We start from the raw sequence: 24,923 nt of genomic DNA, 5'->3' as shown, positions 1-24,923 counted from the left end.
CGGTCAGGTTAGGGGAGCCTCACCTGACCGTGGTCGATCCGGGTCGCGGAGCCGGCCTCAGCCGGGGGTGCGGCGCCCCCGGGTGAGCAGCCAGTGCAGGCCGACGCCGATCGCGGCCCCGGTGCTGTTGGTGACCACGTCGACCACCGAGGGGAACCGGTTGGGCAGGAACAGCGCCTGGGTCGCCTCGATCCCCAGCGAACCGGCGACGCAGATCGCCCAGACCACCCAGCGGGGCACCCGGGGCAGCGCCGCGCACAGCAGCAGGCCCAGCGGGACGAACAGCAGCACGTTGCCGCCCCGCTCGGCCAGCCGCGCGCTGACGTGCCAGGAGGTACCGGTCAGGTCGTGCACCAGCCGGGTGCCGAACCCCTGCACCCGGCCCATGGGCGACGGGCGCAGCGTCAGCCAGGCCCCGGCCGCGAGGTACCCGGCGAGCAGGACGCGCGCCCACCGGGCTTCGCGGTCGCGCCGGTCGCCCGCCCGCAGGCCGGTGGTCAGTCGGTCACCTCGACCAGGTCGATGACGAACACCAGGGTCGCGTCACCGGGGATCGCGTCCCCGGCCCCCGCCGGGCCGTAGCCCAGGTCGCTGGGGATGGTGACGACCCGCCGGCCGCCGACCTGCATGCCCTCGATGCCCTGCTCGAAGCCCGGGATGACCCCGCCCTCCCCCAGCGTGACGGGATACGTCGAGTCCTCCCCGCGGCTCCAGGACGAGTCGAACTCCTCGCCGTTCTCGTAGAGCGCCCCGACGTACTTGACCTGCGCGGTGGTCCCGTCGGTCGCCTCCGCACCGTCGCCGGCGACGACGTCGCCGACCACCAGCTCCTCCGGGGCCGGCTCCTCCGACGGCGGCACGTCCGGCTCGACGCTCAGGTCCGTGCTGATCTGGTCGGCCAAGGTGCCCGCCGCCTCGTCGTCGGTGCCCCCGCAGGCGGCCAGCGAGGCGGTGAGGGCCAGCGTGGCGAGCAGGCGTGGGGCGGTGCGGCGGTCCATCCAGGGTCCTCCTGTCCGAGCTCCCGCTCGGGGTCGGCGAAGCAGTCCCTCCACGGTACGGAGCCGTCCGCGACGGCGCCGTGGCGTCACCCGGCGGAGCGGCCCGGACACGCACCCGTGCGTCGCGTGTGTCGTTCCGGTGACAGTTCCGGTTGGAGGTGCGGGTCACCGCGGACTGCCACTAGCTTTCCCGCAACGTCCGCGACGGCTGGGGGTTCACCCGATGTCCGCTTCGATCATCGTGGGGCTCGACGGGAGCGAGGCGAGCGGACGGGCAGCGGACGCCGCGGCCGACGCGGCGCGAAGGCACGACCTGCGGCTGGTGCTGGCCTGCGTCGTCCCCTGGTCGCCCTACTCGTTCTCCACGGCCGAGGAGAACGAGCGCCGGACGATCGACAAGGAACGCGAGGCGAAGTCGGCCCGCGAACGGGTGCTGGACCCGGCCATCGCCCGGCTGTCCGCCACGGGCGACCTGAGCATCGAGGGCGTCGTGCGGCACGGGCACCCGGCCGAGACCCTGGTCGCCCTCGCCCGCGAGCACGACGCCGCCTGGATCATCGTCGGCCGGGTCGGTCAGAGCCGGGTCCGCACGCTGCTGTTCGGCTCGACCCCGAGCAGCCTCATCCAGCTCTCCCCCGTCCCCGTCCTGGTGGTGCCGTGATGACCGTGCTCGCCTCCCCCGACGTCCCTGCCCCGGACGTGCTGGCCGCCACGTTCGACGAGCAGGTCAACGACGTCTTCGCGCCGATCTCGGACTTCATCACCGGGATCGTCTTCGCCGCCGTCCCGCTGGACTTCATCGACGAGGGCGTCGAGCTACCCCTGATCGTCGTCTGGCTGGTCGTCGCCGGGATCTTCTTCACCATCTACCTGAAGGGCTTCCAGTTCCGGGCCTTCGGCCACGCGATCCAGCTGATCAAGGGCAAGTACGACGATCCCGAGGACGCCGGCGAGGTCACCCACTTCCAGGCGCTGGCGACCGCCGTCTCCGGCACGGTGGGCCTCGGCAACATCGCCGGGGTCGCGGTGGCCATCTCCCTCGGCGGGCCCGGTGCCACGCTGTGGATGATCGTCGCGGGCCTGGTCGGCATGTGCACCAAGGGAGTCGAGTGCACCCTCGGCGTCAAGTACCGCCGGGTCTACGACGACGGCCGGGTCTCCGGTGGGCCGATGTACTACCTGAGCCAGGGCCTCAAGGAGAAGGGCAAGGGCACGCTGGGCAAGGTCCTCGCGGTGCTGTTCTGCGTCTTCACCCTGGGCGGCGCCGTCGGCGGCGGGAACATGTTCCAGGCCAACCAGGCCTTCGCCCAGGCCCAGTCGGTGACCGGCGGCGCGGACGGCTGGCTCGGGTTCGGCGCCGCCGGCGCCGTCTTCGGCGTGGTGCTCGCCCTCCTCGTCGGCGCGGTGATCATCGGCGGGATCCGGAGCATCGCCCGGGTCACCGACAAGCTCGTCCCCTTCATGGCCGTCTTCTACGTGATCGCCTGCCTCTCCGTGCTCTTCGCCAACGCCACGGAGATCCCGAGCGCGCTCTGGGAGATCCTCCGGACGGCGTTCAGCCCCGAGGCCGGCTTCGGCGGCGTCGTCGGCGTGCTCATCCAGGGCTTCCGGCGGGCGGCGTTCAGCAACGAGGCCGGTCTCGGGTCGGCCGCGATCGCGCACTCCGCGGTGAAGACCAACGAGCCGGCGACCGAGGGACACGTGGCCGTCCTGGAGCCGTTCATCGACACCGTCGTCATCTGCACCATGACCGCGCTGGCCATCGTCATCACCGGCACCTGGGCCGACGAGTCCAGCGCCGCCGGCGTGGAGACCACCTCGGCCGCCTTCGAGACGGTGGCGGGCTGGTTCCCCATCATCCTGGCGGTGGCGGTGATCCTGTTCGCCTACTCGACCATGCTCGCCTGGAGCTACTACGGGCTGAAGGCGTCGACCTACCTGTTCGGCGAGTCGATGGTGGTGGACCGGGTGTGGAAGCTGATCTTCTGCGTCTTCGTCGTCATCGGGGCCTCGTCGACCCTCGACGCGGTGATCGGCTTCTCCGACAGCATGATCTTCCTGATGTCGCTGCCGAACATCATCGGGCTGTACATCCTGAGCCGGGTGGTGAAGCGGGAGCTCTTCGGCTACCGGGAGCGGCTGGCCCACGGGGCGCTCGTGCCGGTCGCCGAACGGGGCATCACGCCCCGCCCGCAGGGGGGCAGCACCGCGGCCACCACCGGCCTCGACGGCACCAACCCGACCCCGCCGCCGACGGCCGACCCGCGCTGAACGACCACCCCCACCGACCCCACGGGGGCGCACCCGGGTCCGGGTGCGCCCCCGTGGGACGGATGTCGGCTCAGGCCGCGCCGAGCGCGTCGGCCACCCGGTGGTGGACGGCGGCGTCGGCGCCACGGCTCTGCCGCTCCAGGGTGCGGGCCAGCGCGCGGCGGGCCCACCCGTTGGCCGGCGCGAGCTCCACCAGGCGGGTGAGGCAGTCCTCGGCGCGGGCCAGCTGGGCCGCGCCGTAGTAGCTGCGGGCGAGCAGCTCCAGCGCGGCCTGGTTGCCCGGCTCGGCGTCCACCACCGGCTGCAGCACCCGGGCGGCCTCGGTGGACTGGCCCATGGCGAAGAACAGGTCCGCGCGCAGGTACTCGGAGTGCAGGTCGATCTCGGACGGCTGGGTGATGTCGAACGGCTCGGTCATGGTTCTCCCTCCGGCGGGCACAACGCCGACACCTGGCCACCCCTTCCCCACCACGCTGCGCACTGGGTTCATCACGCAACGAAACTAAAAAGAACGCGCGGAAACTAAAAAGAACGCGCACGACCGGATCGTCCGCGATCGCCTGGGTATGAACCCCTCGCCGAGGCCGACCCGGCCCGGTCCGACGCCCTGCACCTCACGGAGTCACGCATGGCCCTCTCCCTCCGCCACCGCCCGTCCGCCCCGCAGACCGGGGACCACCCCGGAGCCGAGCCCCCGGCCACGGGTGCCGCCCGGGTCGTGCCCGCCGTGCACCGGATCGGCGCCGTCGTCGTCGCGCTGGTGATCGCGACGTTCGGTGTCCTCGGACTGCTCGACGGGCTGGCCTACTTCTCCACCGACGGCGAGCGCATCCTCGGCCTGTCGTCCAACGGTCTGCTCTCGACCATCTCGCTGGTCACCGCGGCGGTGCTGGTCGCCGCGGCGCTGCACAGCCACCGCACCGCCTCCACCGTGATGATCGCGGTGGGGACGCTGTTCCTGGTCTCCGCGCTGGCCAACCTCGCGGTGCTGGAGACCGACTGGAACTTCCTGGCCTTCTCCATGGCCAACGTCATCTTCTCCATCTGCGCCGGCCTGGTGCTGCTCACCCTGGGCGCCTACGGCCGGGTCAGCGGCAACCTGCCCGCGGACTCGCCCTACCGCGCCGACCGGCCGGACACCGACGAGGACGACGACACCGACCAGGGGCTCCCCACCACCCCGGCGGAGGTCGCCGCCGAGCGGGCCATGCGCGACGCGGAGCTCGCCGTCGTCGAGCACCGGGCCACCCCGGAGCAGCAGCGCCGGGTGGCCGCCATGGCCCAGGTGCGCACCCGCGCCGACCGCCGCCGGGTCTGGATGGAGATGGACGGTCGCGCACTGCGGTGACCAGCCGCCCTGCCGGACGGGCCCCCGACTGTCCGGCAGGGCCCTCCGGCCGGGGAAGTAGCCTCGGCTCCGCCATGTCCTCCGTGCAGACCCCCCTCCCCCCGCCGCGGGACCGGTCCGACGCCTGCCCCGGCGCGCTGCAGACCCACGCCGCCGCCGACGGCGCGCTGGCCCGGGTGCGCATCCCCGGCGGTGCGCTGAGCGCGGGTCAGCTGCGCACGCTCGCCGCTGCCGCCCGCGACCTCGGCGACGGCCACCTGGAGCTGACCAGCCGGGGGAACCTCCAGCTGCGCGGCCTGCCCGCCGGCGCCGAGACCGAACTGGGCGAGCGACTGGCCGCGGTGGGCCTGCTGCCCAGCGACACCCACGAGCGGGTGCGGAATGTGCTGGCCAGCAGCCTCTCCGGCCGGTGGGGCGGCCACCTCGACGTCCGGCCCTGGGTGCGCGCCTTCGACGCCGCACTGCTCGCCGACCCGGCGCTCGCCGAGCTGCCCGGCCGGTTCCTGGTCGCCTTCGACGACGGCCGCGGTGACGTCGCCGGCCTCGGCGCCGACGTCACCCTGCTCGCCCTCGCCCCCGACGTCGTCGCCCTGCTGCTCGGCGGCACCGACTCCGGCGTCCGGGCCCGGCCCGGTGACGCCGTCGCCCTGGCCCTCGCCGCCGGCGCGGCCTTCCTCGCCGAGCGCGCGGCCCAGGGCGGCACCGCCTGGCGGCTGACCGAGCTGACCGACGGCTGGGCGCGGGTGGCCGAACGGCTCACCGGCCGGCGACCCGACGCCCCCGGCCGCGAGCGGGTGTCCGCCCCGGTGACCGGACCGGCCGGCGAACTGGCCCAGGACGACGGCCGCACGGCGCTCGCCGTCGTCGTACCACTGGGCCGGCTCTCCGCCGGGCAGGCCGAGCTGCTCGCCGACCTCGGCCCCGAGCTCGAGGTGACCCCCTGGCGCACCGTCGTCGTCCCCGACCTCGCCGACGCCGCCCCCGCCGTCGAGGCGCTCACCGCCGCCGGCCTGGTGACCGAGCCGGCCAGCCCGTGGCGACTGGTCACCGCCTGCGCCGGGCGGCCGGGCTGCGCGAAGTCGCTGGCCGACGTGCGGGCCGACGCCACCGCCGCCGTGGCCGCCGGCACGCTGCCGGCCGACGGCTCCCGCCAGCACTGGGCCGGCTGCGCCCGCCGCTGCGGCCGGCCGACCGGCCGCGTGGTCGACGTGGTCGCGACGCCGACCGGATACCTGATCGAGAAGGACTGATGTACTCCTACGAGCACGACGGCGCCGAGATCTACCGGCAGTCCTTCGCCACGATCCGCGCCGAGGCCGACCTCTCCGGGCTGCCCGCCGACGTCGCCCAGGTGGCGGTGCGGATGATCCACGCCTGCGGTCAGGTCGACCTGGTGGCCGACGTGGCCTGGTCCGACGACGTCGTCGGGCGGGCGCGGGAGGCGCTCCACGCCGGCGCCCCGGTGCTCTGCGACGCGCAGATGGTCGCCTCCGGCGTCACCCGCCGGCGGCTGCCGAAGGACAACGACGTCGTCTGCACGCTCAACGACCCGCGCACCCCGGCCCTCGCGGCCGACCTCGGCACCACGCGCACCGCCGCGGCCCTCGAGCTGTGGGGCGAGCGGCTCGACGGCGCCGTCGTCGCGATCGGCAACGCGCCCACCGCGCTGTTCCACCTGCTGGAGATGGTCGCCGCCGGCGCCCCGCGGCCGGCCGCGGTGATCGGCATCCCGGTGGGCTTCATCGGCGCGGTCGAGTCGAAGGAGGCGCTGGCCGCCTCGGACCTGGACTTCCTGGTCGTCCGCGGCCGGCGTGGCGGCAGCGCCATCACGGCGGCGGCGGTCAACGCGATCGCGAGCACGGTCGAATGAGGGCGGACATGGCCACTTCTGCCCTCGGGGGCACGGCATGAACGGGCGGCTGTACGGGGTCGGGCTGGGGCCCGGCGACCCGGAGCTGGTGACGGTCAAGGCGGCCCGGCTGATCGGCGCCGCGGACGTCGTCGCGTTCCACGCCGCGCAGCACGGCCGGTCGGTGGCCCGCGGGCTGGCCGCGCCCTACCTGCGCCCCGGGCAGGTCGAGGAGCTGCTGGTCTACCCGGTCACCACCGAGACCACCGACCACCCCGGCGGCTACCAGGGCGCGATCGACGAGTTCTACGAGGCCGCCGCCGCGCGGCTGGCCGCGCACCTGGACGCCGGCCGGGACGTCGTCGTGCTGGCCGAGGGCGATCCGTTCTTCTACGGCTCCTACATGCACATGCACAAGCGGCTCGCGCACCGCTACCCGACCGAGGTGGTGCCGGGCGTGACCAGCGTCAGCGGTGCCGCCGCGGTGCTCGGCCGGCCGCTGGTCGAGCGCGACGAGGTGCTCACCGTGCTGCCCGGCACGCTGCCCGCCGACGAGCTCGCCGAGTGGCTGGCCACCACCGACTCCGCGGCGGTGCTGAAGCTCGGCCGCACGTTCGGCAACGTCCGGGAGGCGTTCGACGCCGCCGGGGTGCTCGACCGGGCGTACTACGTGGAGCGGGCCACCACCGACCGGCAACGGGTCGCCCCGCTGGCCGACGTCGACCCCGAGACGGTGCCGTACTTCTCCCTCGCCCTGCTGCCCAGCCTCCTCTCCCCGGTTTCGGCGCCGGAACCCGGCCAGGTTTCGGCGCCGAAACCTGGCACGGCGGGTGAGGTCGCCGTCGTCGGGCTCGGCCCGGGCAAGCGCGCCTGGACGACGCCGGAGGTCGCCGAGGCGCTGGCCGAGGCCGACGACCTGGTCGGCTACGGCCCCTACCTGGACCGCGTGCCGGCCAACCCGCGGCAGGTGAAGCACCCCAGCGACAACCGGGTCGAGGTCGAGCGCGCCGCCGCGGCCCTGCAGCTGGCCCGGGACGGCCGCCGCGTGGCGGTGGTCTCCAGCGGCGACCCCGGGGTTTTCGCGATGGCCGCGGCGGTGCTGGAGGTGGCGGCGGAGAGCTTCCCGGACGTCGAGGTGCGGGTGCTGCCCGGGCTCACCGCGGCACAGGCGGTCGCGTCGAGGGTGGGCGCCCCGCTCGGGCACGACTTCGCGGTGATCAGCCTCTCCGACGTCCTCAAGCCCTGGGACGTCGTGCTCGACCGGCTGCGCGCGGCCGCGTCGGCCGACCTGGTGCTGGCCCTCTACAACCCGCGCTCCAAGGCCCGGCCGCACCAGCTGGCCGAGGCCCAGAAGGCGCTGCTGGACGTCCGCGACCCCGACACCGTGGTAGTCGTCGGCCGGGACGTCGGGGGTGCGGAGGAGTCGGTGCGGGTGACGACCCTGGCCGACCTGGACCCGGAGACGGTCGACATGCGCTGCCTGCTGCTGATCGGCTCGACCCAGACCCGGGTGACGCCGTCCGGCCGGGTGTTCACCAGCCGCCGCTACCCGGGCTGAGTCGTGCGCGCCGTCCTGCTGCTGACGCTCGGGACGGTGCTGACCGGGTGCGGGTCCTCCGTGGGCGGGTGCACCGAGATCGGCGTGCTGACCGGGTGACCCCGGGAACAGGACCGGCTGGTCGGGCCTTGCACCGGTTCGTGCCCCGAGGAACGCTCGCCCGCCCGGCCGCCTTCTGGTCGGTCGCCGTCCTGCTGATCCTCATGCTGGCGGCCTCGGGCGTCCCCTCACCGCTGTACCGGGTGTACGCGGAGGAGTTCGGCTTCGGCTCGGGCACGCTCACCGTCGTCTTCGGTGTCTACGCCTTCGCGCTGCTGCTCTCCCTGCTCGTCGTCGGCGGGCTGTCCGACCACGTCGGGCGGCGGCCGGTGCTGGCGGTGGCGCTGCTGGTCGAGGCGGCGTCGATGGTGCTGTTCTGGGCCGCCGACGGCGTCGGGTGGCTGCTGGTCGCCCGGGTCGTGCAGGGGTTCGCCACCGGCGCGCTGACCGCCGCGTTCGGCGCGGCGCTGCTGGACACCCAGCGCGCGGACCGGCCGCTGGGCCCGCTGGTCAACTCCGCGGGGCCGGGGCTGGGCCTCTCCCTCGGCGCGGTGGGCGCGGGCCTGGCCGTGCAGTTCGTCCCCTCCCCCACCGACTGGGTGTTCGGGGTGCTCACCGTGCTGTGTCTGGCCGCCGCCGCCTGGGTGGTGTTCCTGCCCGAGACCTCCCCCCGGCGGCCGGGGCTGGCGGCGTCGCTGGTGCCGAGCGTGCACGTGCCCCCGTCGCAGCGGCGGGCGTTCCTGCTGGTGCTCCCCTGCCTCATCGCCACCTGGTCGCTCGGCGGGCTCTACGCATCCCTCAGCCCCTCGCTGGCCGCCACCGTCTTCGGGGTCACCGACCACGTCACCGGCGCGCTGCCGATCCTGGCGCTCAACGGCACCGGGGTGATCGGGTCCCTGACCATGCGGTCGCTCGCCCCCGCCCGGGGGATGACCGTGGGCGCGCTCGTCTTCGCCACCGGCGTCGCCGGCACGATCACCGCGCTGTGGACCGGGTCGCTGGCGCTGTTCTTCGTGGCCGCGGTGGTCTCCGGGTTCGGCTTCGGCGGTGCCTTCCTCGGTGCGATGGCCACGGTGACCGCCGGCGTCGACCCGGGCCAGCGCGCGGCGCTCATCTCCGCGGTCTTCACCGTCAGCTACCTGGCGTTCAGCCTGCCGGCGATCGCGGCCGGGGTCGCCGCAAACTCCGTGGGCCTGGAGACGACCGCCGAGGTCTACGGCGCGGTGGTCATCGTCCTGGCGCTCACTGCCGTGGCCGGCCTCACCCTGCACCGCCGCCGCTCCGCCGCAGGCAGCGCACCGGCACCGGACGGGCAGCTGCAGCCGGTCCACGACAGATGACGGTTGTCCCCCCAGACGCACGAACGTAGCTTCGGGTCTGTGCCTGCCGGGACCTCGATCAGCCTGGGTTCGGTGAACGTCGAGGCGGCCTCACCACGGGCACTGGCGTCGTTCTGGGCCGACCTGCTCGGTGGCACAGTGGTCGGTGAGCAGGGCGGCCTCGTCTTCGTGTCCGCCCGGGAGCCCGACGGCTTCGGCATGTTCTTCCGGCGGCGCACCGGCCCCCGCCCGGAGCGGCAGACCCAGCACCTGGACCTCACCGTGCCCTGGGGGTGCCGCGAGGAGGAGGTCGCCCGGGCAGTGACCCTGGGCGCCACCCACCGGTGGGACGTGCTCGACGAGCTGCCCTGGGCCCAGTGGACGACGCTCGCCGACCCGGAGGGCAACCTCTTCTGCCTGGCCGAGCACCCGCCGTCCCGGCTGCCCCCGACGAACTGACCCCCTCCGGGTTTCGGCGCCGAAAGCTGTCCGGGTTTCGGCGCCGAAAGCTGGGAGTGCTGCTCAGCCGGCGCCGGCGCGGCCGACGGCGGCGCAGAACCGGTCGTGGTCGGCGCGCGCCTCCCCCAGCGGTCCGAGCACCTCGTCGTCGGCGACCTCGGCCACCCGGTCCAGCAGCCGCCGCCGGGCCAGCCGGCCGCGTCGCCGCGCCCCGGCGCGCACCAGCGGCCGGGCCACCAGCGCGAGCAGCAACCCCGACAGCAGCCCACCGACCAGCAGCAGGGTCGGCAGCGGGATGCCCTCCACCCGGGGCAGCGGCACGACGTCGTCCAGCTGCAGCAGACCCAGTCCGACCAGGCCGAGCAGCCACAGCGCCCCGGCGAGGGCCACCAACGCCAGCACCCACTGCAGCCCGCCGACGGCGCGTTGCCACAGCGGCGTCCGCTGCGGGCCGAAGTCGGTACCGGCCACCGCGCGGTCCAGCCGGTCGGCCAGCCGCTCCTGGGACAGCTCCGCGGTGCGGCGCAGCTCGTCGCGCCACGCCTGCGGCAGCCCGGCGCCGGCCTCGTCGCGGGCCCGGCGCAGCGCCGCGCCCAGCGCCGCCTGCTGCACGGCGCCGGCCGGCGGGAGCGAGCTGCGGGCGGCCTCGGAGCCCAGGTGCAGCCGGCGCAGCGGGTCGGCGCGCAGCTTCGACGTCCAGCGCAGCACCGGCCAGCCGGTGTGCTCCGCGCCGCGGCGGCGGGCGGACAGCTCCACGGCCGTGGTCACCGCGGGCACCCCGGCCGCGTCGGCGAGCGCCCCGACCAGCCCGTCCCGCTCGTCCCGGTCACGGCTGCGGTCGGGGCCGGCGTCCGGCGCGCAGTGCGCGGCGAGCGCCGCGGCGGCACCGCGGGCGTCGGCGGCCAGCCGGTCGGTGGCGGCGCGGCGGGCACCGACCCGGCGGGCGAGCTCCGCGCGCACCTCCGGCAGGCCGTACCCGGTGCGTGCGGCGGTGGCCAGCAGCGGCGTGCCGGTGAGCCCCTCGGCGTCCAGCAGGCCGCGCAGGTCGGCGAGGCAGGCGCGGGCGGCGGCGTCGTCGAGCCGGTCGACCTGGTTGAGGACGACGACGAGCACCCCGGCGTGCCCGGCCAGCGGCGCCAGGTAGCGGGAGTGGACGGCGGCGTCGGCGTACTTCTGCGGGTCGAGCACCCAGACCAGCACGTCGACCAGCTGCACCAGCCGGTCGACCTCCAGCCGGTGCTCGACCCGCACGCTGTCGTGGTCGGGGAGGTCGAGGAGCACCAGGCCGTCCAGCGCCGGGTCACCGCCGTCGACCCGGTGCCGGCGGGGCACCTCCAGCCAGTCCAGCAGCCGGTCGGCGCCCTCGGCGCCCCAGACGCTGGCGTGCGCGATGCCGGTGGTCGGCCGGCGCACGCCCGGGGTGCTCACCTCGGCGCCGGTGAGCGCGTTGAACAGCGTCGACTTGCCGCTGCCGGTCGCGCCGGCGAGCGCGACGACGGTGGCGTCGCCGAGCGCCTCCCGCGCGCCGGCCTTGGCCAGCAGTGCCCGCGCGGCGCCGACCTCGGGCACCTCCAGCCGCCCCTCGGCGACCTCGACCGCCTCGCGCAGCGCACCGAGCCGGTCGGCGAGCGGGGTCTCCCGGCGCCTCACCGGGCAGCCGCCAGGGCGGCGACGGCGGTGTGCAGCCGCCCGGCCGCACCCGGCGCGGGCGCGGCGCCGGCGAGCAGCTCGGCGAAGCGAGCCTGCTCGTCACGGAGCAGCGCGTCGGCGCGGGCATCGAGGTCGGCGCGGGCCCGGGCGGCGAGCTCCCGGACGGCGGCGTCGCCGAACACCGCCTCCAGCACCCGCTGCCCCAGCGCCGTGGTGCCGCCGGCGATGGCGACCTCGGCGCCGGACAGGCCCGCGGTCGAGGCGAACACCGCGACCATCACCACCGCACCGGCGCCGTTGACGCCCCAGGACAGCAGGCGGGCGCGCGACCGCTTGCCGGCCCCCTCGGCGCGCACCAGCTCGAGCACCGCGCCCTGCCAGTCGCGGACGGCATCGGCGGCCGCGCCGGTGAAGCCCGGGGAGACGCCCTCCAGCTCGGCCGCCCGGCCGGCGAGCAGCGCCGGACCGCCGGGCAGCGTCCGCCAGCTGGTGACCGTGCGCTCGGCCGCGGCGTCGGCCTCCGCGCGCAGCAGCAGCTCGACCCCCGACTCCAGGGCGCCCTGCAGCGAGTCGGCGGGGGTGGGCCGGCCGGTCAGCGAGGCGGTGAGCCGGTCGCGCACCCGGCCCACCGAGCCCTGCAGGGAGCGCATCCACTCCCCCGTGCCGACGAACTCCTGCCAGCGGGAGAGCACCTCCCCGCGCAGCAGGCTGCCGTTGCCCACCCCCTCGTCGACCGCGGCGCGGGCGCGGGCGTAGCTGGCGTCGGCGGCGGTCTCCAGCGCCTCGGCGGCGGTGGCCTGCTCGACCACCCCGGCCTCGACGTCGGCGACCCGCTCGTCCAGGCTGGCCAGCGCCCCGGCGAGGGTCTGCCGGACGACGGCGGCGCGCTGCTCTGCGTCGGCGGCGAGCCCGTGCAACCAGGCGCGCAGCGGGCCGACCTGGTCCTCGGGCAGGAACCCGTCGGTCAGCGGCCGCTCCTCCACCACGAACAGCCGGGCCGCGCCCAGCCCGCCGCGCGCGAGCATGCCGGCGAGGTCGCCGGCCACCTCCGCCACGGCCTCGGTGGGCACCCGGTCCAGCACGACCGCCAGCGCGGTGCCCCGCTCCTGCGCCGTCCGCAGCAGGTCCCAGGGGACGGCGTCGGCGTAGCGGGCCGCCGTCGTCACGAAGACCCACAGGTCGGCGGCGGCGAGCAGCTGGCCGGCGAGGTCGCGGTTGGCCTCCACCACCGAGTCGACGTCGGGGGCGTCGACCAGCGCCAGGCCGGCGGGCAGACCCTCGTGCGTCACCAGCTGCAGCCCACCTGGCCCGGCCACGCCGCCGGTGGTGCGGGCCAGGCCGGGCAGCACCCGGTCACCGGCGAAGGCCGCCCGGTCCTCGGGAGCGCAGACGAGCACGGGCGCGCGCGTGGTCGGGCGCAGCACGCCGGGGGCGGTGACGTGCGCCCGCAGCAGGCTGTTGACCAGGGTCGACTTCCCGGCGCCGGTGGAGCCGCCGACGACGGCCAGCAGCGGGGCGTCCAGGTCGCGCAGCCGGGGCAGCAGGTAGTCGTCGACCTGGTGCACGACCTCGGCGGCGGTGCGAGCGGCGGCGTCACGGCCCGGGGTGGCCAGCCCGAGCGGCGCGGCGGCGACCTCGTCACGCAGCGCCTGCAGCGCATCGGTCAGCGGGGGGCTCGTCACCGGTGGTGTCTAGCCCGCCGGGGCACCGGTCACTCCTCCGCCTCCTGCACCGTGCGCGAGAGCAGGCAGAACTCGTTGCCCTCCGGGTCGGCCAGCACGGTCCAGCTCACGTCGTCGGCCTGGCCGACGTCCACCCGCCGGGCGCCGAGCGCCAGCAACCGGTCCAGCTCCTCGGCGGTGCTCGACCCGTCAGCGCGCAGGTCCAGATGCAGCCGGTTCTTGACCGTCTTGGCGCCCGGCACACGGCAGACGTCGATCTGCCCACCCGCGCCGTCGCCGATGCTGATCACGTCGTCGTCCTCCTCGAGCACCGACCAGCCCAGCACGGCACCCCAGAAGTCGGCGACGACGCGGGGATCGCCGGCGTCGAGGGCGAGGACGGCGATGCGGCTGGTCATGCCGGGATCCTGCCGGGCGAAACAGATCGACGCCCCGCCGACTTGCACCCGGCATGACGACGATCGCGATCATCGGTGCCGGCCGCGGGCTCGGCGCGGCAGTGGCCCGCAGGTTCGGCGCGGAGGGCTTCGCCGTGGCGCTGCTCTCCCGCTCCCAGGCGAAGCTCGACGCGCTGGCCGAGGAGCTGGCGGCCGAGGGCGTGCAGGCGCGTGGCTTCGCGGCCGACGTCCGGGACCCGGCCTCGCTGGCGGTCGCGCTGGAGCAGGCGACGGAGGCCCTCGGCCCGATCGAGGTGCTGCAGTACAGCCCGCTGCCGCAGAAGGACTTCATGCGGCCGGTGCTGGAGACCACCCCAGCCGACCTGGTCGGCCCGGTCGAGTTCTCGATCTACGGCCCGGTCGCCGCGGTGCACCAGGTGCTGCCCGGCATGCGCTTCCTGGGTGAGGACCGCGGCACGATCCTGTTCGTCAACGGCGGTTCCGCGGTCACCCCCGGCCGCAACGTCACCGGGACGTCGGTCGCGTTCGCCGGTCAGGCCGCCTACGCGCAGCTGCTGCACGAGGCGCTCGGCGAGGAGGGCATCCAGGTCTCGCAGCTGGTCATCCCGGGCAAGATCGAGCCGGGCAGCCCGGACAAGGACCCGGCCGTGCTCGCCGACCTGCTGTGGGGCCTGCACACGAAGCGGGACCGCTTCCGCCACCACATCGGCGTCGACTGATCCGCCGCCCGGCGCAGCAGCTGGCGCCTTCTCGGGCGGAGTCCCGACGGTGGAGCCCTACCATCGCGTCGTGGGCGGGCGCTGGGGCGACGAGGAGCCGCCGGCCGAGGCGTACAGCCGGGTCAGCGACCCGCAGCGGTTCCTGCCACTGCTCGGCGCGGCCGACGACCTGGTGGCCGGTCTGCGGCGCCGGTTCGACGTCATGGTCAGCGACGAGCCCGTGGCCGGCCGCGGCGAGTTGTCTGCCGTTCGACTGAGCCCGGCTACGGGTGCCGGGGCCGATCTGGTCGTCGTCCGGACCGACTTCCCGGGCGTCCACCTCCGCGCCGGCCGCTGGGCCCGGGCCTCGTTCCCGGCATGCGGCTGCGACGCGTGCGACGAGCAGGTCGACGACGCGATCGAGAGCCTCGTGGAGTTCGTCGGCGACGTGGCCGGCGGACGGTTCGGGGAGGAGTTGACCGCCGGGCCAGGCCCCCGAGAACTCCACACCTGGCGGGCAGGGAGCAGCAGCACGGCCTACCTGACCCCCGCTGAGGCCAGCGCTCACGGCGAGCCGGGGAGGTTCGACTGGGCGCCGTGGCCGGAGCACCCGACAGGCGCGCACGATCGACCCGTCGACTCCGCCTGACACCGAGCAGGTCGGCGTCCACCTGCTGCGGCCAGATCGACCGGGTGCGGGGTCAGACCCGGGGATGAGGCACGCTCGCCGATGTCCGTGCGTGGCCTGATGACCCGCGGCCCGTCGGCTGCCAGGGTCTGCCGGTGAGCACCCCCAGTCCTGCTGCGACTCCACCACCCGGCGCCTCGCACACCGCGCTCGACCGGGACGGCGGTGCCGGTCTCCCCCTCGCCGGAGATCCGGAGCGGCGACCTGGGCTGGGTACCGCGGCGGCGCTCGGCGTGGCCGTGCTGGTCGGCCTGCTGTGGGGAGCGGCGACGTCCCTCCTGCAGACGGTGCTGCCCTCGCCCTTCGCCGGGCTCGCCAACGCCGTCGCCCCCTGGGTCGCCCCCGCGTTCGCCGTCGGTGCCCTGATCAAGCGGCCGCAGGTCGCTGCCGCAGCTGGGGTCCTCGTCTGCTTCGGCGAGGTCGGCGGCTACTACCTCCTCTCCCTGGTGCGCGACTTCGGCGTCAACCCCGCCACGGTCGTGCTGTGGGCGGCCACCGGCGTGATCGGCGGACCGGTGTTCGGCGCGGCGGGCTGGTGCTGGCGTCACATGGAGTCGCTGCGCTGGGCAGGACTGAGTGCGGCACTGCTGGGTGGGGTCTTCCTCGCCGAAGGCGCCATCGGATACGGGGTCTACCTGCACTACACCGGTGACGCCGTCGTGTTCTGCACCATCGGGGCTCTGCTCGCGGTGGCCCTGGGAGCCACTGCACCGGCGGCACGCACGGCTCGAACACCTGGGCGAGGCATCGGCACCGCCCTGGCCTGGCTGCTGGTGGTCTTCCCGCTGGGTGCTGCCGGTGAGGCGCTGCTGCACGCAGTGGTGACCTGAGCAGCCCCTGGCGCGGACCTTGCATCTCTCGATGCGCGGGTGAACGGTCTGGCGACCCACGACCGCCGGCTGACGGGCGGCCCGATACCCAACGCGGCGCGTTGCTGTCGAGCCGGGACGACCCCACGGCGACCTCTGCGCGCCCCGAGAACCCGCCCCGACGGGACGGCTCACCAGCGGCGCGTCCTGAGCTGGGACTCGTCGACTCGACCGCGGACTCCGTGAAAGAGCAGGCAGGTCAGCCCGTACGGCACGTCGACTGAGCTACACGGCAAGTTTTTGACTCATTCGACAAGAATGTCGTACGGTGGCACCACGACCGCGATCGCGGCCAGTCCGCACAACACCGAGGACGCAGGCAGACGATGATCGCCCACACCAAGCACGAGCCGACCGGCAAGGTCATCAGCGCGTACTACACCGTCCACCCCGAGGACCGGCAGACCTTCATCGACGCGGTCATCCCTCACCTGACCACCACCGCCCAGCAGGACGGCTGCACCTACTACGTGTTCGCCCAGGACCTCACCGACCCGAACACCATCCACCTCACCGAGGCGTGGCGCGACCAGGCCGCCATCGACGCGCACTTCGCCGACGAGGACTTCCTCGCAGCCGTGGGCGCCGTCCTCGGCGGTGTCCGCATCCTCGACTACCAGGCGGAGTGCTACGACGTCGCGGAACAGGTCGCCGGCGCACTCCCGGGTGCCGACGAGAACTGACTCCGACACCACTCAGGCCCTGTGGTTCGAGCGGGTGCGCCGGCACCCTCGACCGCAGGTTCCGCGGCGCCCGACCGAGCGATCGCACAGTGCGGGCGGACACAGGTGGTCCCCGGGGTGGAGCAGCGCACGGAGCTGCTGGTGGTGCGGACGATCCCGCTCCCACCAGGGCTTCGTCCGCACCCGTCCCGTCCAGCACCCGAGCCCGACGCAAGAGGCCCGTCCTAGGCTCGCGTCATGCCCCGACCTCGGAAGTTCGAAGAGGACGACGTCATCGAACTGGCCGCCCGCGCATTCGCAGCCGGCGGCTACGGCGGCACCACGATGGAGGACCTCAGCCGCGCGACGGGGCTCGGGAAGCAGAGCATCTACAACACCTTCGGCGGCAAGCGGGAACTCTTCCTGCGCGCACTCGCCGCGAGCGCCTCCGCCCATGTGCAGCGGCTCACCGAGCAACTGGCCGCACGCGACGCCTCCCCACTGGAGCTGATCGGGGCGCACCTGGACGCGCTCGCCGTCACCTTCAGCTCCGAAGGCCCGCTGGACTCGCTGTTCACCAAAGCCACCGTCGAGCTCGCCGACCACGACCCAGAGATCGCCGAGGCCGCGCTGCAGGCTTACCGGCGACTCGAAGACGAGTACGCCACCTGCATCCAGCAGGCGCAGGCGTCCGGGCACGTCGCCACGGACCTGGATGCGAGGGCGCTCGCCACCTACTACGTAGCGGTCACCCGCGGCATGGAGGTCCTCGGCAGCGCCGGCGTCAGCCACGACGTGCTCCAGGGCATCGGCCGGGCCGCATTCAGCCTGCTCACCTCGAGCAAGTGAGACGGCTCCACCCAGCTCCGACCCGCTGAGCCCGATCACACGTCGACCAGCTCACGGCCACCGAGGCCCAGCAGCCCCGAAACGGAACCCGGCGGTGCTCGCTGACCTGCCGTGGAGCCAGCCCACTACGCGCGACCGCTTCCGGCACCAGGTCGCCCGCGCCGCAGACCCACGGTCCGCTCAGCCGGGAGCGCACCGTTCACGCAAGTCGGGCACGCCCGGCCCGGTCAGGTCGTCGCAGAAGGTCGCGCGACCGGCCATCGCCATGGTCAGCGCCAGCGTGGTGCCTCTGACCAGTGGTCCGTCGCCGGCGGTGAACGGACCGTCAGTGGCCTCCAAGCGCAGCCCCCGGGCCGCGGTCCGGCTGTTCACGGCGAAGTCGCGGGCGGCGTAGAACCGCGCCACCGCGGTGACCACCGGCACCGGCGGCGCACCGGGCAGCCCGAGCGGGCGGCGAACGTCCTGGGCGTGCACGACCACCTCGCCGAGCCACGCGGCGGTGTGCCCGGTGGGCGCGGTCGTGCTGGGCACGACCGCCCGGAACCGGGCCAGGGTGGCGGCGGGGTCGGCGCCCCGCTGCTCGGCCAGGCGCCGGTCGTTGTGCACGTCGGTGTCGAAGCGCGCGGCCAGCATGCTGGCCAGCCAACGACCGCGCCCGGTGCTGGCCGCGGCGGTCAGGTGGGCGAGCACCTCCTCGACGGTCCAGCGCCCGCACAGCGACGGCCGGGCCCACTGCTCCGCGGTCAGGTCGGCCAGGTCGTCCGCCAGGGCAGCGCGTTCGGCGTGGACGGCGGCCCACAGGTCATCGGTGGTGAGCGTGGAGTCGCGCACGGGGTCCTTCCGGTCGGATCGGTCGGTGTCGCGAGGGAGACCGCGCCGGACCGCCGAACTCATCGGTGACCGCTGCGGACGGGTCAGAGGCCGGCCAGGGCCGCCGGGACCTCGGCCGGGGTGTCCGCGATCGCGGCCGCGCCGGCGGCGGCCAGCTCCCCCGGCGGTGCCGGCCCCCAGCCGGCACCGACGCAGGGCAGCCCGTGCACCCGAGCCCCGAGCACGTCGTGCGACCGGTCGCCCACCAGCACCGGCCGCTCGCCGTCCGGGTGGGCGGCGAGCGCCGCGGCGACCACCTGTTCCTTGTGCCGCACCCGCCCGTCCAGCGTCGCGCCGTGCACGCTCGCGAACCGGGGCGACAACCCCACGTGCGACAGGATCCGCGCCGCGAACGGCTCGGGCTTGCTGGTGGCCACCGCCAGCCGCGCCCCGCCGTCGGCCAGTGCGGTCAGCAGCTCGGGGATGCCCGGGTAGACGAGGGCGTCCAGGATCGCGCCGGCCGTGTAGTGCGCCCGGTAGGCGGCGACCGCCCGGTCGACGTCGTCCCCGGTGAGCCCGAAGGCGCCCGCGAACCCCTCCCACAGCGGCGGCCCCACCATCGACCGGAGCTGGGTCTCCGTCGGCTCGGGCAGCCGCAGCTCGGCCGCGGCGAACCGGATCGAGGCCCAGATGCCGGGCGTGGAGTCGACCAGCGTGCCGTCGAGGTCGAACAGGACCAGGCGCGGACCCCCTTCCCGGCGGACCGCGCGACTGCTTGAGTGAGCGCTCAACGACCTGCCCGTCCGTCGGAGGTACGCGCCATGACCCGAACCCAGCCCGTGCCGACCCGCACCGGGCCCACCGGCATCGTCCGCGCCGTCCAGGCGACGGCCGCGCTCTCCGTGCTCGCCCTGCTCTGGCAGTCGGTCACCGCCGGCCAGCTGCTCACCGAGCCCCAGGACCCGGCCCTGCACGGCGCCGGGGCCATCGCCCTGCACATCGCCACCGGGCTCCTGCTGATCGCCACCGTGCTGCACGTTCGTGCCGGCGGTGCCCGGTGGCCGGCCGTCCTGGCGGCCGCCGTCTTCGTCGCGACGTTCGTGCAGGCGGCCGTCGGCTCCGACGGCAACATGGCCGCGCACGTGCCCGGCGCCCTGGTGGTCACGGTCGGCGTCGTCTGGCTCACCGCCTGGGCCTTCCGCCGGCAGCCGGCGGCCTGAGCCGCAGCCAGTCCAGCGCCTCCTCGACGGTCGCCACCGTCTCGACGCCGGCCGGCAGCGGCGGCCGGCGGACCAGCACCACCGGGATGCCGAGCTCCCGGGCGGCGGTCAGCTTCGCCTCGGTGAGGTGCCCGCCGGAGTCCTTGGTGACCACCACGTCGACCGCGTGCTCGCCCATCAGCGCCAGCTCGTCGGCGACGCTGAACGGCCCGCGGTCCAGCAGCAGCGTCGCCCCGGCCGGCAGCGGCTCGTCCGGCGGGTCGACCGAGCGCACCAGCACCCGGCCGGGCAGCGCCGCGAACGCCCCGATCCCCTGCCGGCCGGTGGTCAGGAAGACGCTGCGGTAGCCGGTCACCGCCTCCGCGGCGGCGGCCAGCGAGTCGACACGTCGCCAGGAGTCCCCGGGCTGCGCCGTCCAGCCCGGGCGCTGCAGCCGCAGCAGCGGGGTGCCGTGCACCGCCGCCGCCTGCGCTGCGTGCGCGGTGATCCGCGCCGCGAACGGGTGGGTGGCGTCGACGACGGCGCGGGGCGCGTGCTCGGCCAGCCACGCCGCCAGCCCGTCGGCGCCGCCGAACCCGCCGATCCGCACCGGACCCTCCGGCAGCACCGGGTCGGCGACCCGGCCGGCCAGCGAGGAGAGCACGTCGACGCCGTCCGCGAGCAGCGCCGCCGCGAGCCGCCGCGCCTCGCCGGTGCCGCCCAGCACCAGGACCTGATCGCTCACCGGTGCACCATGTGCCTGTGAGCAGGGACGGTGCCAGCGGGCTGCGGCACGGCTGGACGACGGGCGCCTGCGCGACCGCGGCCACCACCGCCGCCTACACCGCGCTGCTCACCGGCGAGTTCCCCGACCCGGTGTCGATCGACCTGCCGAACGACCGGCACCCCGCCTTCGCCCTGGCTCGCGAGCAGCTCGAACCCGACGCCGCCTGGGCCGCCGTCGTCAAGGACGCCGGCGACGACCCCGACGTCACCCACGGCGCGCTGGTGTCCGCGCGCGTGACCCGGGGCGAGCCGGGCAGCGGGGTGCTGTTCCGCGCCGGGGACGGCGTGGGCACGGTGACCAAGCCGGGCCTGCCGCTGGCGGTCGGCGAGCCGGCGATCAACCCGATGCCACGCCAGTTCATCCGCGAGCACGTGGCCGCGGTGGCTGCCGCGCACGGCGGCACCGGCGACGTCGTCGTCGAGGTGTCGATCGAGAACGGCGCCGAGCTGGCGCGCAAGACCTGGAACCCGCGGCTGGGCATCCTCGGCGGCCTGTCGGTGCTCGGCACGACCGGCGTCGTCGTCCCGTACTCCTGCTCGTCGTGGATCGACTCGATCCGCCGCGGCATCGACGTCGCCCGTGCGGCCGGCCGGGAGCACGTGGCCGGCTGCACCGGCTCGACGAGCGAGCGGGTCGCGCAGGAGCTGTACGGGCTGCCCGAGGACGCCCTGCTGGACATGGGTGACTTCGCCGGCGCGGTGCTGAAGTACCTGCGCCGCCACCCGGTGCCGCGGCTGACCGTCGCCGGTGGCATCGGCAAGCTCGCCAAGCTGGCCGAGGGACACCTGGACCTGCACTCGGCCCGCTCCCAGGTCTCCTTCACCGCCCTGGCGCAGCTGGTCGCCGAGGCCGGCGCGGACGCCGCACTGGTCGAGGGCGTGCGGAGCGCCAACACCGCACTGGACGCGCTGCGGCAGTGCCAGGCCGCCGGGCTGCCCCTGGGCGACCTGGTCGCCGCCGGCGCCCGCCGGACGGCGGAGGGCGTGCTGCGCGGCGCCCCGGTCGAGGTCGACGTCGTGGTCATCGACCGGGCCGGGGTGATCGTGGGGCGCGGCTAACGGCATCGGGTCGTCGAGTAGAGGTGGCTGTCCGGGAACTCCCCGGCGGTCAGCACCCGGCCGACGATGACGACGGCGGTGCGCCGCACCCCGGCGTCGGTGACCTGCTGGGCGATGTCGGCGAGCGTGCCGCGCAGCACCAGCTCGTCGTCCCGGCTGGCCTTGGCGACCACCGCGACCGGGCAGTCGCCGCCGTAGTGCGCGGCCAGCTCCGGGGCGAGGGCGTCCATGCGCTGCACGGCCAGGTGCAGCACCAGCGTCGCCCCGGTGGCGGCGTAGGCGGCCAGCTCCTCCCCCGGCGGCATCGGCGTCGAGCGGGCCGACGTCCGGGTCAGCACGACGGTCTGCGCCACCCCCGGCACCGTGAGCTCCCGCTTCAGGCTGGCCGACGCGGCCGCGAACGCCGGCACGCCCGGGACGACGTCGTAGGGCACCCCCGCCGCGTCCAGCCGGCGCATCTGCTCGGCCATCGCGCTGTAGACCGACGGGTCGCCGGAGTGCAGCCGGGCGACGTCCAGCCCGGCCTCGTGCGCGGCGACCAGTTCGGCGGTGATCTGGTCGAGGTCCAGGTCGGCGGTGTCCACCAGCCGGGCACCGGCCGGCGCGGTGGCCAGCAGCTCGCGGGGCACGAGGGCACCGGCGTACAGGCAGACCGGGCTCGCCGCGATGATCCGCGCCGCCCGCACGGTGACCAGGTCCGCGGCACCGGGCCCCGCCCCGATGAAGTGGATGGTCATGCGGCTCCCCCACACCGGGTTTCGGCGCGGAAACCCGGCCGGGTTTCGGCGCGGAAACCCGGCCGGGGTTCGGCGCCGAAAGCCGGGAGGGGGGTCATCGGGTCACGCTCCAGATCGTCACGGGCATGGCGGACTTCCAGCCGGTGAAGCCGCCGACCGGCTGAGCGTGCGCCACCGAGAGCCGGGTCAGCGAGCCGCCGACGCGGCCGTGCCACTCGGCGAGCACCGCCTCGCTCTGCACCGTCACCGCGTTCACCACCAGCCGGCCGCCGGGGGGCAGCGCCGCCCAGACCGCATCCAGCAGCAGCGGGGTGGTCGCCCCGCCACCGACGAAGACGGCGTCCGGACCGGGCAGGTCGACCAGCGCGTCGGGTGCCGGGCCGTGCACGACCCGCAGGTCGGGGACGCCGAGCCGCTCCGCGTTCTCCGCGATCCGGGCCGCGCGCACCGGGTCGGCCTCCACGGCGACCGCCCGGCACGTGGGGTGCACACGCATCCACTCGATGCCGATCGAGCCGGCTCCCGCCCCGACGTCCCAGAGCAGCTGGCCGGGCAGCGGGGCGAGCCGGGCGAGCGTCACCGCCCGGACGTCGCGCTTGGTCAGCTGCCCGTCGGAGGCGTAGGCCTCGTCGGGCAGGCCCGGCACGGTGGGCAGCGGCACGGTGCCCGGGTCGGCGCCCACCTCGACCGCGGTGAGCACCAGCGGGTCGGTCTCCGGGTGCGACCATCCGGCGGCCGTGCCGGTGAACCGGCGCTCGGCCGGGCCGCCGAGCTGGGCCAGCGCGGTGAGCCGGCTGCCGCCGTACCCGGCTCCGGCCAGCAGCGCGGCGACGTCGGCCGGCGTCCGGGTGTCCGAGCCGAGCACCAGCAGCCGCCGGCCCGGCGTGGCGTGCGGGAGGACGAGCGACACCGGCCGGCCGACGACGGAGACGACGGTGGTCTCCTCCAGCGCCCAGCCCAGCCGGGCGCAGGCCAGCGTCACCGACGACGGGTGCGGCACCACCTCGACGGCGTCCGCGCCGAACAGCCGCACCAGCGAGGTGCCGACGCCGGAGAGCATCGGGTCGCCGCTGGCCAGCACCACGACCCGCCGGCCGGGGTGGTCGGCGATCAGCGCGGCGAGCGCCGGCGCCATCGGCGAGGGCCAGGGCACCCGCTCGGCGGCGACCGACGGCGGCACGAGGTCGAGCTGCCGGGCGCTGCCGCGCAGCACCTGGGCGGCCGCGACGGCCCGCTGCGCCGCCGGGGAGAGCCCCTCCCAGCCGTCCGCGCCGACCCCGACGACGGTCACGGTCACGCCGGGAGCTCGCCCTCCGGGCCGGCGGCCTCGGCCAGCAGCCGCTCGCGCAGCTCCTCGGGCAGCAGGTCGACGTAGACCGTGCCGTTGAGGTGGTCGACCTCGTGCTGCAGGCAGCGCGCGGCCATCCCGGTCGCCTCGATCGAGGTGGGCTGGCCGTGCACGTCGACGCCGTCGACCCGCGCCCGGAAGGCGCGCGGCAGCTCGGCGTAGGGGCCGGGCACCGACAGGCAGCCCTCCTCGGTGGTCTCCGTCGCCGGCTCGTCGTCGCCCGGCGGCAGGACGGTCAGCTCCGGGTTGACCACGTAGCCGGCGACGTCCTCACCGTGCGCGTCCGGGCAGTCGATGACGAAGACCCGCGCGTCGACCCCGATCTGGTTGGCCGCCAGGCCCACGCCGTCGGCGGCCTGCATGCTGGCGAACATGTCCAGCACCAGGTGCCGCAGCGCCCGGTCGAACACGGTGACCGGGACGCAGGGTCGGTGCAGCACGGGGTTGCTGCCGTAGGTGACGATCGGCCGGGCGACGCCGTCGTAACGGCCGGGCAGGCGCATGACCGTCGATCCTAAGGGGGCGCCGCGTTCCCTACAGTGGCCGCGATGTCCGCCAGCCGCGCCACCGCCGTCGGGCTCGCGCTGGGTTCGATCGCCGACCTGCTGCTCGCCGACCCGCGCCGCGGCCACCCGGTCGCCGGCTTCGGCCGGGCGGCCGGCGCGCTGGAGCGCCGCATCTGGCGGGACGACCGCGCCACCGGGGCCGCCTACACCGCGGTCTGCGTCGGGACGGCGACGGCGCTGGGCGCCGCCCTGGCCCGGGTGACCGCCGGCTCCCCGTCCGCTCGGACGGCGGTCACCGCGCTGGCCACCTGGGCGGTGCTCGGCGGCACCTCGCTGGACCGGGCCGCCGCCACGATGGCGCAGCACCTCGAGGCCGGCGACCTGGCCGCGGCCCGCGGGCACCTGCCCACCCTGGCCGGCCGGGACCCGAGCGCGCTGGGCGAGCCCGAGCTGGTGCGGGCCACCGTGGAGTCGGTCGCGGAGAACACCTCCGACGCCGCCGTCGCCCCGCTGTTCTGGGGCGCGGTGGCCGGGTTGCCCGGGCTGCTCGGCTACCGCGCGGCCAACACCCTGGACGCGATGGTCGGCTACCGGTCGGCCCGGTACGCGCGCTTCGGCTGGGCGTCGGCCCGGCTGGACGACGTCCTGAACTGGGTGCCGGCCCGGCTGACCGCCGCGCTCACGGTCGCCGCGGCCCCGGCCGCGGGCGGGTCGGCCGCCGGTGCGTGGCGGGCCTGGCGGCGCGACGGTGCGGCCCACCCCAGCCCGAACGCCGGCCGGTGCGAGGCGGCGCTGGCCGGCGCCCTGGACCTGCGCCTGGGCGGGCGGAACGTCTACGGCAGCCGGGTCGAGGAGCGGCCTCCCCTCGGCGACGGTCAGCCCCCGACCCGGGCCGACATCCGCCGGGCGGCCCGGCTCTCCCGGGCGGTGTGGACGACGGCGGCGATCCTGGCCGCGGCCAGCCGGGCCCTGCCCGGCCGAGTCCGCCGGGGACCGCGCGGCTGACGCGGCTGGGCCGGGTGCCGGGGCAGCGCGCCCCGCGGCTCCGGCAGCACCGGGAAGCCGGCCGGGTCGACGCGCGGGTGGCTGGCCGGCGGGTCGGCGGGGCCCAGCCCGCCGCGCAGGGTGACCCGCAGGGTGT

The 24,923-nt window shown here is 75.6% G+C and carries 28 protein-coding genes; 16 read left to right on the top strand and 12 right to left on the bottom strand.

The features are described 5' to 3' along the window. Nucleotides 1-57 precede the first annotated feature (57 nt). Both JD78_RS20465 and JD78_RS20460 read right to left on the bottom strand, forming a co-directional pair. Complete coding sequence (locus JD78_RS20465; protein ID WP_228395264.1) at nucleotides 58-441, bottom strand: VanZ family protein; 384 nt, start codon at nucleotides 439-441, stop codon at nucleotides 58-60. Between the two features lie 56 nt (nucleotides 442-497). Continuing rightward, entirely contained in the window at nucleotides 498-998 is a 501-nt protein-coding gene (locus tag JD78_RS20460; RefSeq protein ID WP_153361343.1) for an FKBP-type peptidyl-prolyl cis-trans isomerase, read from the bottom strand. Nucleotides 999-1,221: 223 nt separating this feature from the next. Here JD78_RS20460 and JD78_RS20455 point away from each other — a divergent pair, with 223 nt between their 5' ends. Both JD78_RS20455 and JD78_RS20450 read left to right on the top strand, forming a co-directional pair. Next, nucleotides 1,222-1,659, top strand: coding sequence for a universal stress protein (locus JD78_RS20455; RefSeq protein WP_153361344.1), 438 nt, complete (start codon nucleotides 1,222-1,224; stop codon nucleotides 1,657-1,659). Next, nucleotides 1,659-3,269 carry an alanine/glycine:cation symporter family protein gene (locus JD78_RS20450; RefSeq protein WP_153361345.1) on the top strand — a complete coding sequence of 537 codons (1,611 nt, stop codon included), beginning with the start codon at nucleotides 1,659-1,661 and terminating at the stop codon, nucleotides 3,267-3,269. Before JD78_RS20455 ends, JD78_RS20450 begins: the two co-directional genes overlap by 1 nt. A gap of 70 nt (nucleotides 3,270-3,339) precedes the next feature. On the opposite strand, the gene JD78_RS20445 is transcribed toward JD78_RS20450, so the two are convergent. Then, entirely contained in the window at nucleotides 3,340-3,687 is a 348-nt protein-coding gene (locus JD78_RS20445; RefSeq protein WP_153361346.1) for a tetratricopeptide repeat protein, read from the bottom strand. A 210-nt stretch (nucleotides 3,688-3,897) separates the two neighbouring features. On the opposite strand from JD78_RS20445, the gene JD78_RS20440 reads away from it, so the two are divergent. From JD78_RS20440 to JD78_RS20415, 6 genes are all read left to right on the top strand, one after another. After that, nucleotides 3,898-4,617 carry a DUF4383 domain-containing protein gene (locus JD78_RS20440; RefSeq protein WP_153361347.1) on the top strand — a complete coding sequence of 240 codons (720 nt, stop codon included), beginning with the start codon at nucleotides 3,898-3,900 and terminating at the stop codon, nucleotides 4,615-4,617. Between the two features lie 74 nt (nucleotides 4,618-4,691). After that, entirely contained in the window at nucleotides 4,692-5,867 is a 1,176-nt protein-coding gene (gene cobG, locus JD78_RS20435; RefSeq protein WP_153361348.1) for a precorrin-3B synthase, read from the top strand. Beyond that, the gene (locus JD78_RS20430) at nucleotides 5,867-6,487 is read left to right on the top strand and encodes a precorrin-8X methylmutase (protein WP_153361349.1); all 621 of its coding nucleotides are present in this window, start codon (nucleotides 5,867-5,869) and stop codon (nucleotides 6,485-6,487) included. The genes cobG and JD78_RS20430 overlap by 1 nt, the downstream gene beginning before the upstream one ends. A 37-nt stretch (nucleotides 6,488-6,524) precedes the next feature. Further along, nucleotides 6,525-8,024, top strand: coding sequence for a precorrin-2 C(20)-methyltransferase (locus tag JD78_RS20425; RefSeq protein WP_153361350.1), 1,500 nt, complete (start codon nucleotides 6,525-6,527; stop codon nucleotides 8,022-8,024). Between the two features lie 140 nt (nucleotides 8,025-8,164). Then, nucleotides 8,165-9,403 (top strand): MFS transporter, encoded by a 1,239-nt coding sequence (locus tag JD78_RS20420; protein WP_153361351.1) that lies wholly within the window; start codon nucleotides 8,165-8,167, stop codon nucleotides 9,401-9,403. A 39-nt stretch (nucleotides 9,404-9,442) separates the two neighbouring features. Next, nucleotides 9,443-9,841: a VOC family protein gene (locus JD78_RS20415; RefSeq protein ID WP_153361352.1), complete on the top strand. Its 399-nt coding sequence runs from the start codon at nucleotides 9,443-9,445 to the stop codon at nucleotides 9,839-9,841. A 63-nt stretch (nucleotides 9,842-9,904) separates the two neighbouring features. On the opposite strand, the gene JD78_RS20410 is transcribed toward JD78_RS20415, so the two are convergent. Genes JD78_RS20410 through JD78_RS20400 form a run of 3 tightly spaced genes read right to left on the bottom strand, consistent with a single transcriptional unit; the run spans nucleotide 9,905 to nucleotide 13,571 of the window. Continuing rightward, the gene (locus JD78_RS20410) at nucleotides 9,905-11,491 is read right to left on the bottom strand and encodes a GTPase (protein ID WP_166521361.1); all 1,587 of its coding nucleotides are present in this window, start codon (nucleotides 11,489-11,491) and stop codon (nucleotides 9,905-9,907) included. Beyond that, entirely contained in the window at nucleotides 11,488-13,173 is a 1,686-nt protein-coding gene (locus tag JD78_RS20405) for a GTPase family protein (RefSeq protein WP_166521360.1), read from the bottom strand. The genes JD78_RS20410 and JD78_RS20405 overlap by 4 nt, the downstream gene beginning before the upstream one ends. A gap of 29 nt (nucleotides 13,174-13,202) precedes the next feature. Next, a complete protein-coding gene (locus JD78_RS20400; RefSeq protein ID WP_153360442.1) occupies nucleotides 13,203-13,571 on the bottom strand; it encodes a VOC family protein in 369 nt (122 codons plus the stop codon). Between the two features lie 53 nt (nucleotides 13,572-13,624). Between JD78_RS20400 and JD78_RS20395 the strand changes: the two genes are divergently transcribed. The 5 genes from JD78_RS20395 to JD78_RS20375 all read left to right on the top strand — a co-directional run bounded on the left by JD78_RS20395 (nucleotide 13,625) and on the right by JD78_RS20375 (nucleotide 17,337). Next, complete coding sequence (locus JD78_RS20395) at nucleotides 13,625-14,290, top strand: SDR family NAD(P)-dependent oxidoreductase (RefSeq protein ID WP_153360440.1); 666 nt, start codon at nucleotides 13,625-13,627, stop codon at nucleotides 14,288-14,290. 70 nt (nucleotides 14,291-14,360) lie between these two features. After that, nucleotides 14,361-14,918: a DUF6226 family protein gene (locus tag JD78_RS20390; protein WP_166521359.1), complete on the top strand. Its 558-nt coding sequence runs from the start codon at nucleotides 14,361-14,363 to the stop codon at nucleotides 14,916-14,918. A gap of 134 nt (nucleotides 14,919-15,052) precedes the next feature. Then, nucleotides 15,053-15,787: a DUF6518 family protein gene (locus tag JD78_RS20385; RefSeq protein ID WP_166521358.1), complete on the top strand. Its 735-nt coding sequence runs from the start codon at nucleotides 15,053-15,055 to the stop codon at nucleotides 15,785-15,787. A 365-nt stretch (nucleotides 15,788-16,152) separates the two neighbouring features. Continuing rightward, on the top strand, nucleotides 16,153-16,509 hold the full coding sequence (locus tag JD78_RS20380; protein WP_153360436.1) for a putative quinol monooxygenase: 357 nt from the start codon (nucleotides 16,153-16,155) through the stop codon (nucleotides 16,507-16,509). Nucleotides 16,510-16,746: 237 nt separating this feature from the next. Beyond that, the gene (locus JD78_RS20375) at nucleotides 16,747-17,337 is read left to right on the top strand and encodes a TetR/AcrR family transcriptional regulator (RefSeq protein WP_153360434.1); all 591 of its coding nucleotides are present in this window, start codon (nucleotides 16,747-16,749) and stop codon (nucleotides 17,335-17,337) included. Nucleotides 17,338-17,517: 180 nt separating this feature from the next. On the opposite strand, the gene JD78_RS20370 is transcribed toward JD78_RS20375, so the two are convergent. Next, nucleotides 17,518-18,168, bottom strand: a complete 651-nt coding sequence (locus JD78_RS20370; RefSeq protein WP_228395163.1) for a maleylpyruvate isomerase family mycothiol-dependent enzyme — start codon at nucleotides 18,166-18,168, stop codon at nucleotides 17,518-17,520. A gap of 83 nt (nucleotides 18,169-18,251) precedes the next feature. Continuing rightward, entirely contained in the window at nucleotides 18,252-18,938 is a 687-nt protein-coding gene (locus tag JD78_RS20365; RefSeq protein WP_153360430.1) for an HAD hydrolase-like protein, read from the bottom strand. Between the two features lie 30 nt (nucleotides 18,939-18,968). Here JD78_RS20365 and JD78_RS20360 point away from each other — a divergent pair, with 30 nt between their 5' ends. Continuing rightward, nucleotides 18,969-19,367: a hypothetical protein gene (locus JD78_RS20360; RefSeq protein WP_153360428.1), complete on the top strand. Its 399-nt coding sequence runs from the start codon at nucleotides 18,969-18,971 to the stop codon at nucleotides 19,365-19,367. Here the strand turns inward: JD78_RS20360 and JD78_RS20355 are convergent. Beyond that, nucleotides 19,330-20,091, bottom strand: coding sequence for a cobalt-precorrin-6A reductase (locus JD78_RS20355; protein WP_153360426.1), 762 nt, complete (start codon nucleotides 20,089-20,091; stop codon nucleotides 19,330-19,332). The genes JD78_RS20360 and JD78_RS20355 overlap by 38 nt on opposite strands. Before the next feature lie 17 nt (nucleotides 20,092-20,108). Here JD78_RS20355 and JD78_RS20350 point away from each other — a divergent pair, with 17 nt between their 5' ends. Next, on the top strand, nucleotides 20,109-21,191 hold the full coding sequence (locus JD78_RS20350) for a cobalt-precorrin-5B (C(1))-methyltransferase (RefSeq protein ID WP_153360424.1): 1,083 nt from the start codon (nucleotides 20,109-20,111) through the stop codon (nucleotides 21,189-21,191). Here JD78_RS20350 and cobM read toward each other — a convergent pair. The 3 genes from cobM to def all read right to left on the bottom strand — a co-directional run bounded on the left by cobM (nucleotide 21,188) and on the right by def (nucleotide 23,779). Beyond that, nucleotides 21,188-21,928: a precorrin-4 C(11)-methyltransferase gene (gene cobM / locus JD78_RS20345; protein ID WP_153360422.1), complete on the bottom strand. Its 741-nt coding sequence runs from the start codon at nucleotides 21,926-21,928 to the stop codon at nucleotides 21,188-21,190. The two genes, JD78_RS20350 and cobM, sit on opposite strands and share 4 nt — an antisense overlap. Nucleotides 21,929-22,022: 94 nt before the next feature. Next, entirely contained in the window at nucleotides 22,023-23,225 is a 1,203-nt protein-coding gene (cbiE, locus tag JD78_RS20340) for a precorrin-6y C5,15-methyltransferase (decarboxylating) subunit CbiE (RefSeq protein ID WP_208104165.1), read from the bottom strand. Further along, nucleotides 23,222-23,779 (bottom strand): peptide deformylase, encoded by a 558-nt coding sequence (def, locus tag JD78_RS20335; RefSeq protein WP_153360421.1) that lies wholly within the window; start codon nucleotides 23,777-23,779, stop codon nucleotides 23,222-23,224. Before def ends, cbiE begins: the two co-directional genes overlap by 4 nt. A 45-nt stretch (nucleotides 23,780-23,824) precedes the next feature. Here def and JD78_RS20330 point away from each other — a divergent pair, with 45 nt between their 5' ends. Further along, on the top strand, nucleotides 23,825-24,787 hold the full coding sequence (locus tag JD78_RS20330) for a cobalamin biosynthesis protein (RefSeq protein WP_153360419.1): 963 nt from the start codon (nucleotides 23,825-23,827) through the stop codon (nucleotides 24,785-24,787). Nucleotides 24,788-24,923: the final 136 nt, after the last annotated feature.

The sequence above is a fragment of the Modestobacter roseus genome (assembly GCF_007994135.1).
GTDB lineage: Bacteria > Actinomycetota > Actinomycetes > Mycobacteriales > Geodermatophilaceae > Modestobacter > Modestobacter roseus.
This window is presented reverse-complemented; position numbering and strand designations above follow the sequence as displayed.

Bases quoted from the DNA above. Each gene is read 5' to 3' on its own strand.
- JD78_RS20460 (WP_153361343.1), bottom strand. From the start codon at position 998: ATGGACCGCCGCACCGCCCCACGCCTGCTCGCCACGCTGGCCCTCACC.
- JD78_RS20455 (WP_153361344.1), top strand. From the start codon at position 1,222: ATGTCCGCTTCGATCATCGTGGGGCTCGACGGGAGCGAGGCGAGCGGA.
- JD78_RS20450 (WP_153361345.1), top strand. From the start codon at position 1,659: ATGACCGTGCTCGCCTCCCCCGACGTCCCTGCCCCGGACGTGCTGGCC.
- JD78_RS20445 (WP_153361346.1), bottom strand. From the start codon at position 3,687: ATGACCGAGCCGTTCGACATCACCCAGCCGTCCGAGATCGACCTGCAC.
- JD78_RS20440 (WP_153361347.1), top strand. From the start codon at position 3,898: ATGGCCCTCTCCCTCCGCCACCGCCCGTCCGCCCCGCAGACCGGGGAC.
- cobG (WP_153361348.1), top strand. From the start codon at position 4,692: ATGTCCTCCGTGCAGACCCCCCTCCCCCCGCCGCGGGACCGGTCCGAC.
- JD78_RS20430 (WP_153361349.1), top strand. From the start codon at position 5,867: ATGTACTCCTACGAGCACGACGGCGCCGAGATCTACCGGCAGTCCTTC.
- JD78_RS20425 (WP_153361350.1), top strand. From the start codon at position 6,525: ATGAACGGGCGGCTGTACGGGGTCGGGCTGGGGCCCGGCGACCCGGAG.
- JD78_RS20400 (WP_153360442.1), bottom strand. From the start codon at position 13,571: ATGACCAGCCGCATCGCCGTCCTCGCCCTCGACGCCGGCGATCCCCGC.
- JD78_RS20395 (WP_153360440.1), top strand. From the start codon at position 13,625: ATGACGACGATCGCGATCATCGGTGCCGGCCGCGGGCTCGGCGCGGCA.
- JD78_RS20380 (WP_153360436.1), top strand. From the start codon at position 16,153: ATGATCGCCCACACCAAGCACGAGCCGACCGGCAAGGTCATCAGCGCG.
- JD78_RS20375 (WP_153360434.1), top strand. From the start codon at position 16,747: ATGCCCCGACCTCGGAAGTTCGAAGAGGACGACGTCATCGAACTGGCC.
- JD78_RS20360 (WP_153360428.1), top strand. From the start codon at position 18,969: ATGACCCGAACCCAGCCCGTGCCGACCCGCACCGGGCCCACCGGCATC.
- cobM (WP_153360422.1), bottom strand. From the start codon at position 21,928: ATGACCATCCACTTCATCGGGGCGGGGCCCGGTGCCGCGGACCTGGTC.
- def (WP_153360421.1), bottom strand. From the start codon at position 23,779: ATGCGCCTGCCCGGCCGTTACGACGGCGTCGCCCGGCCGATCGTCACC.
- JD78_RS20330 (WP_153360419.1), top strand. From the start codon at position 23,825: ATGTCCGCCAGCCGCGCCACCGCCGTCGGGCTCGCGCTGGGTTCGATC.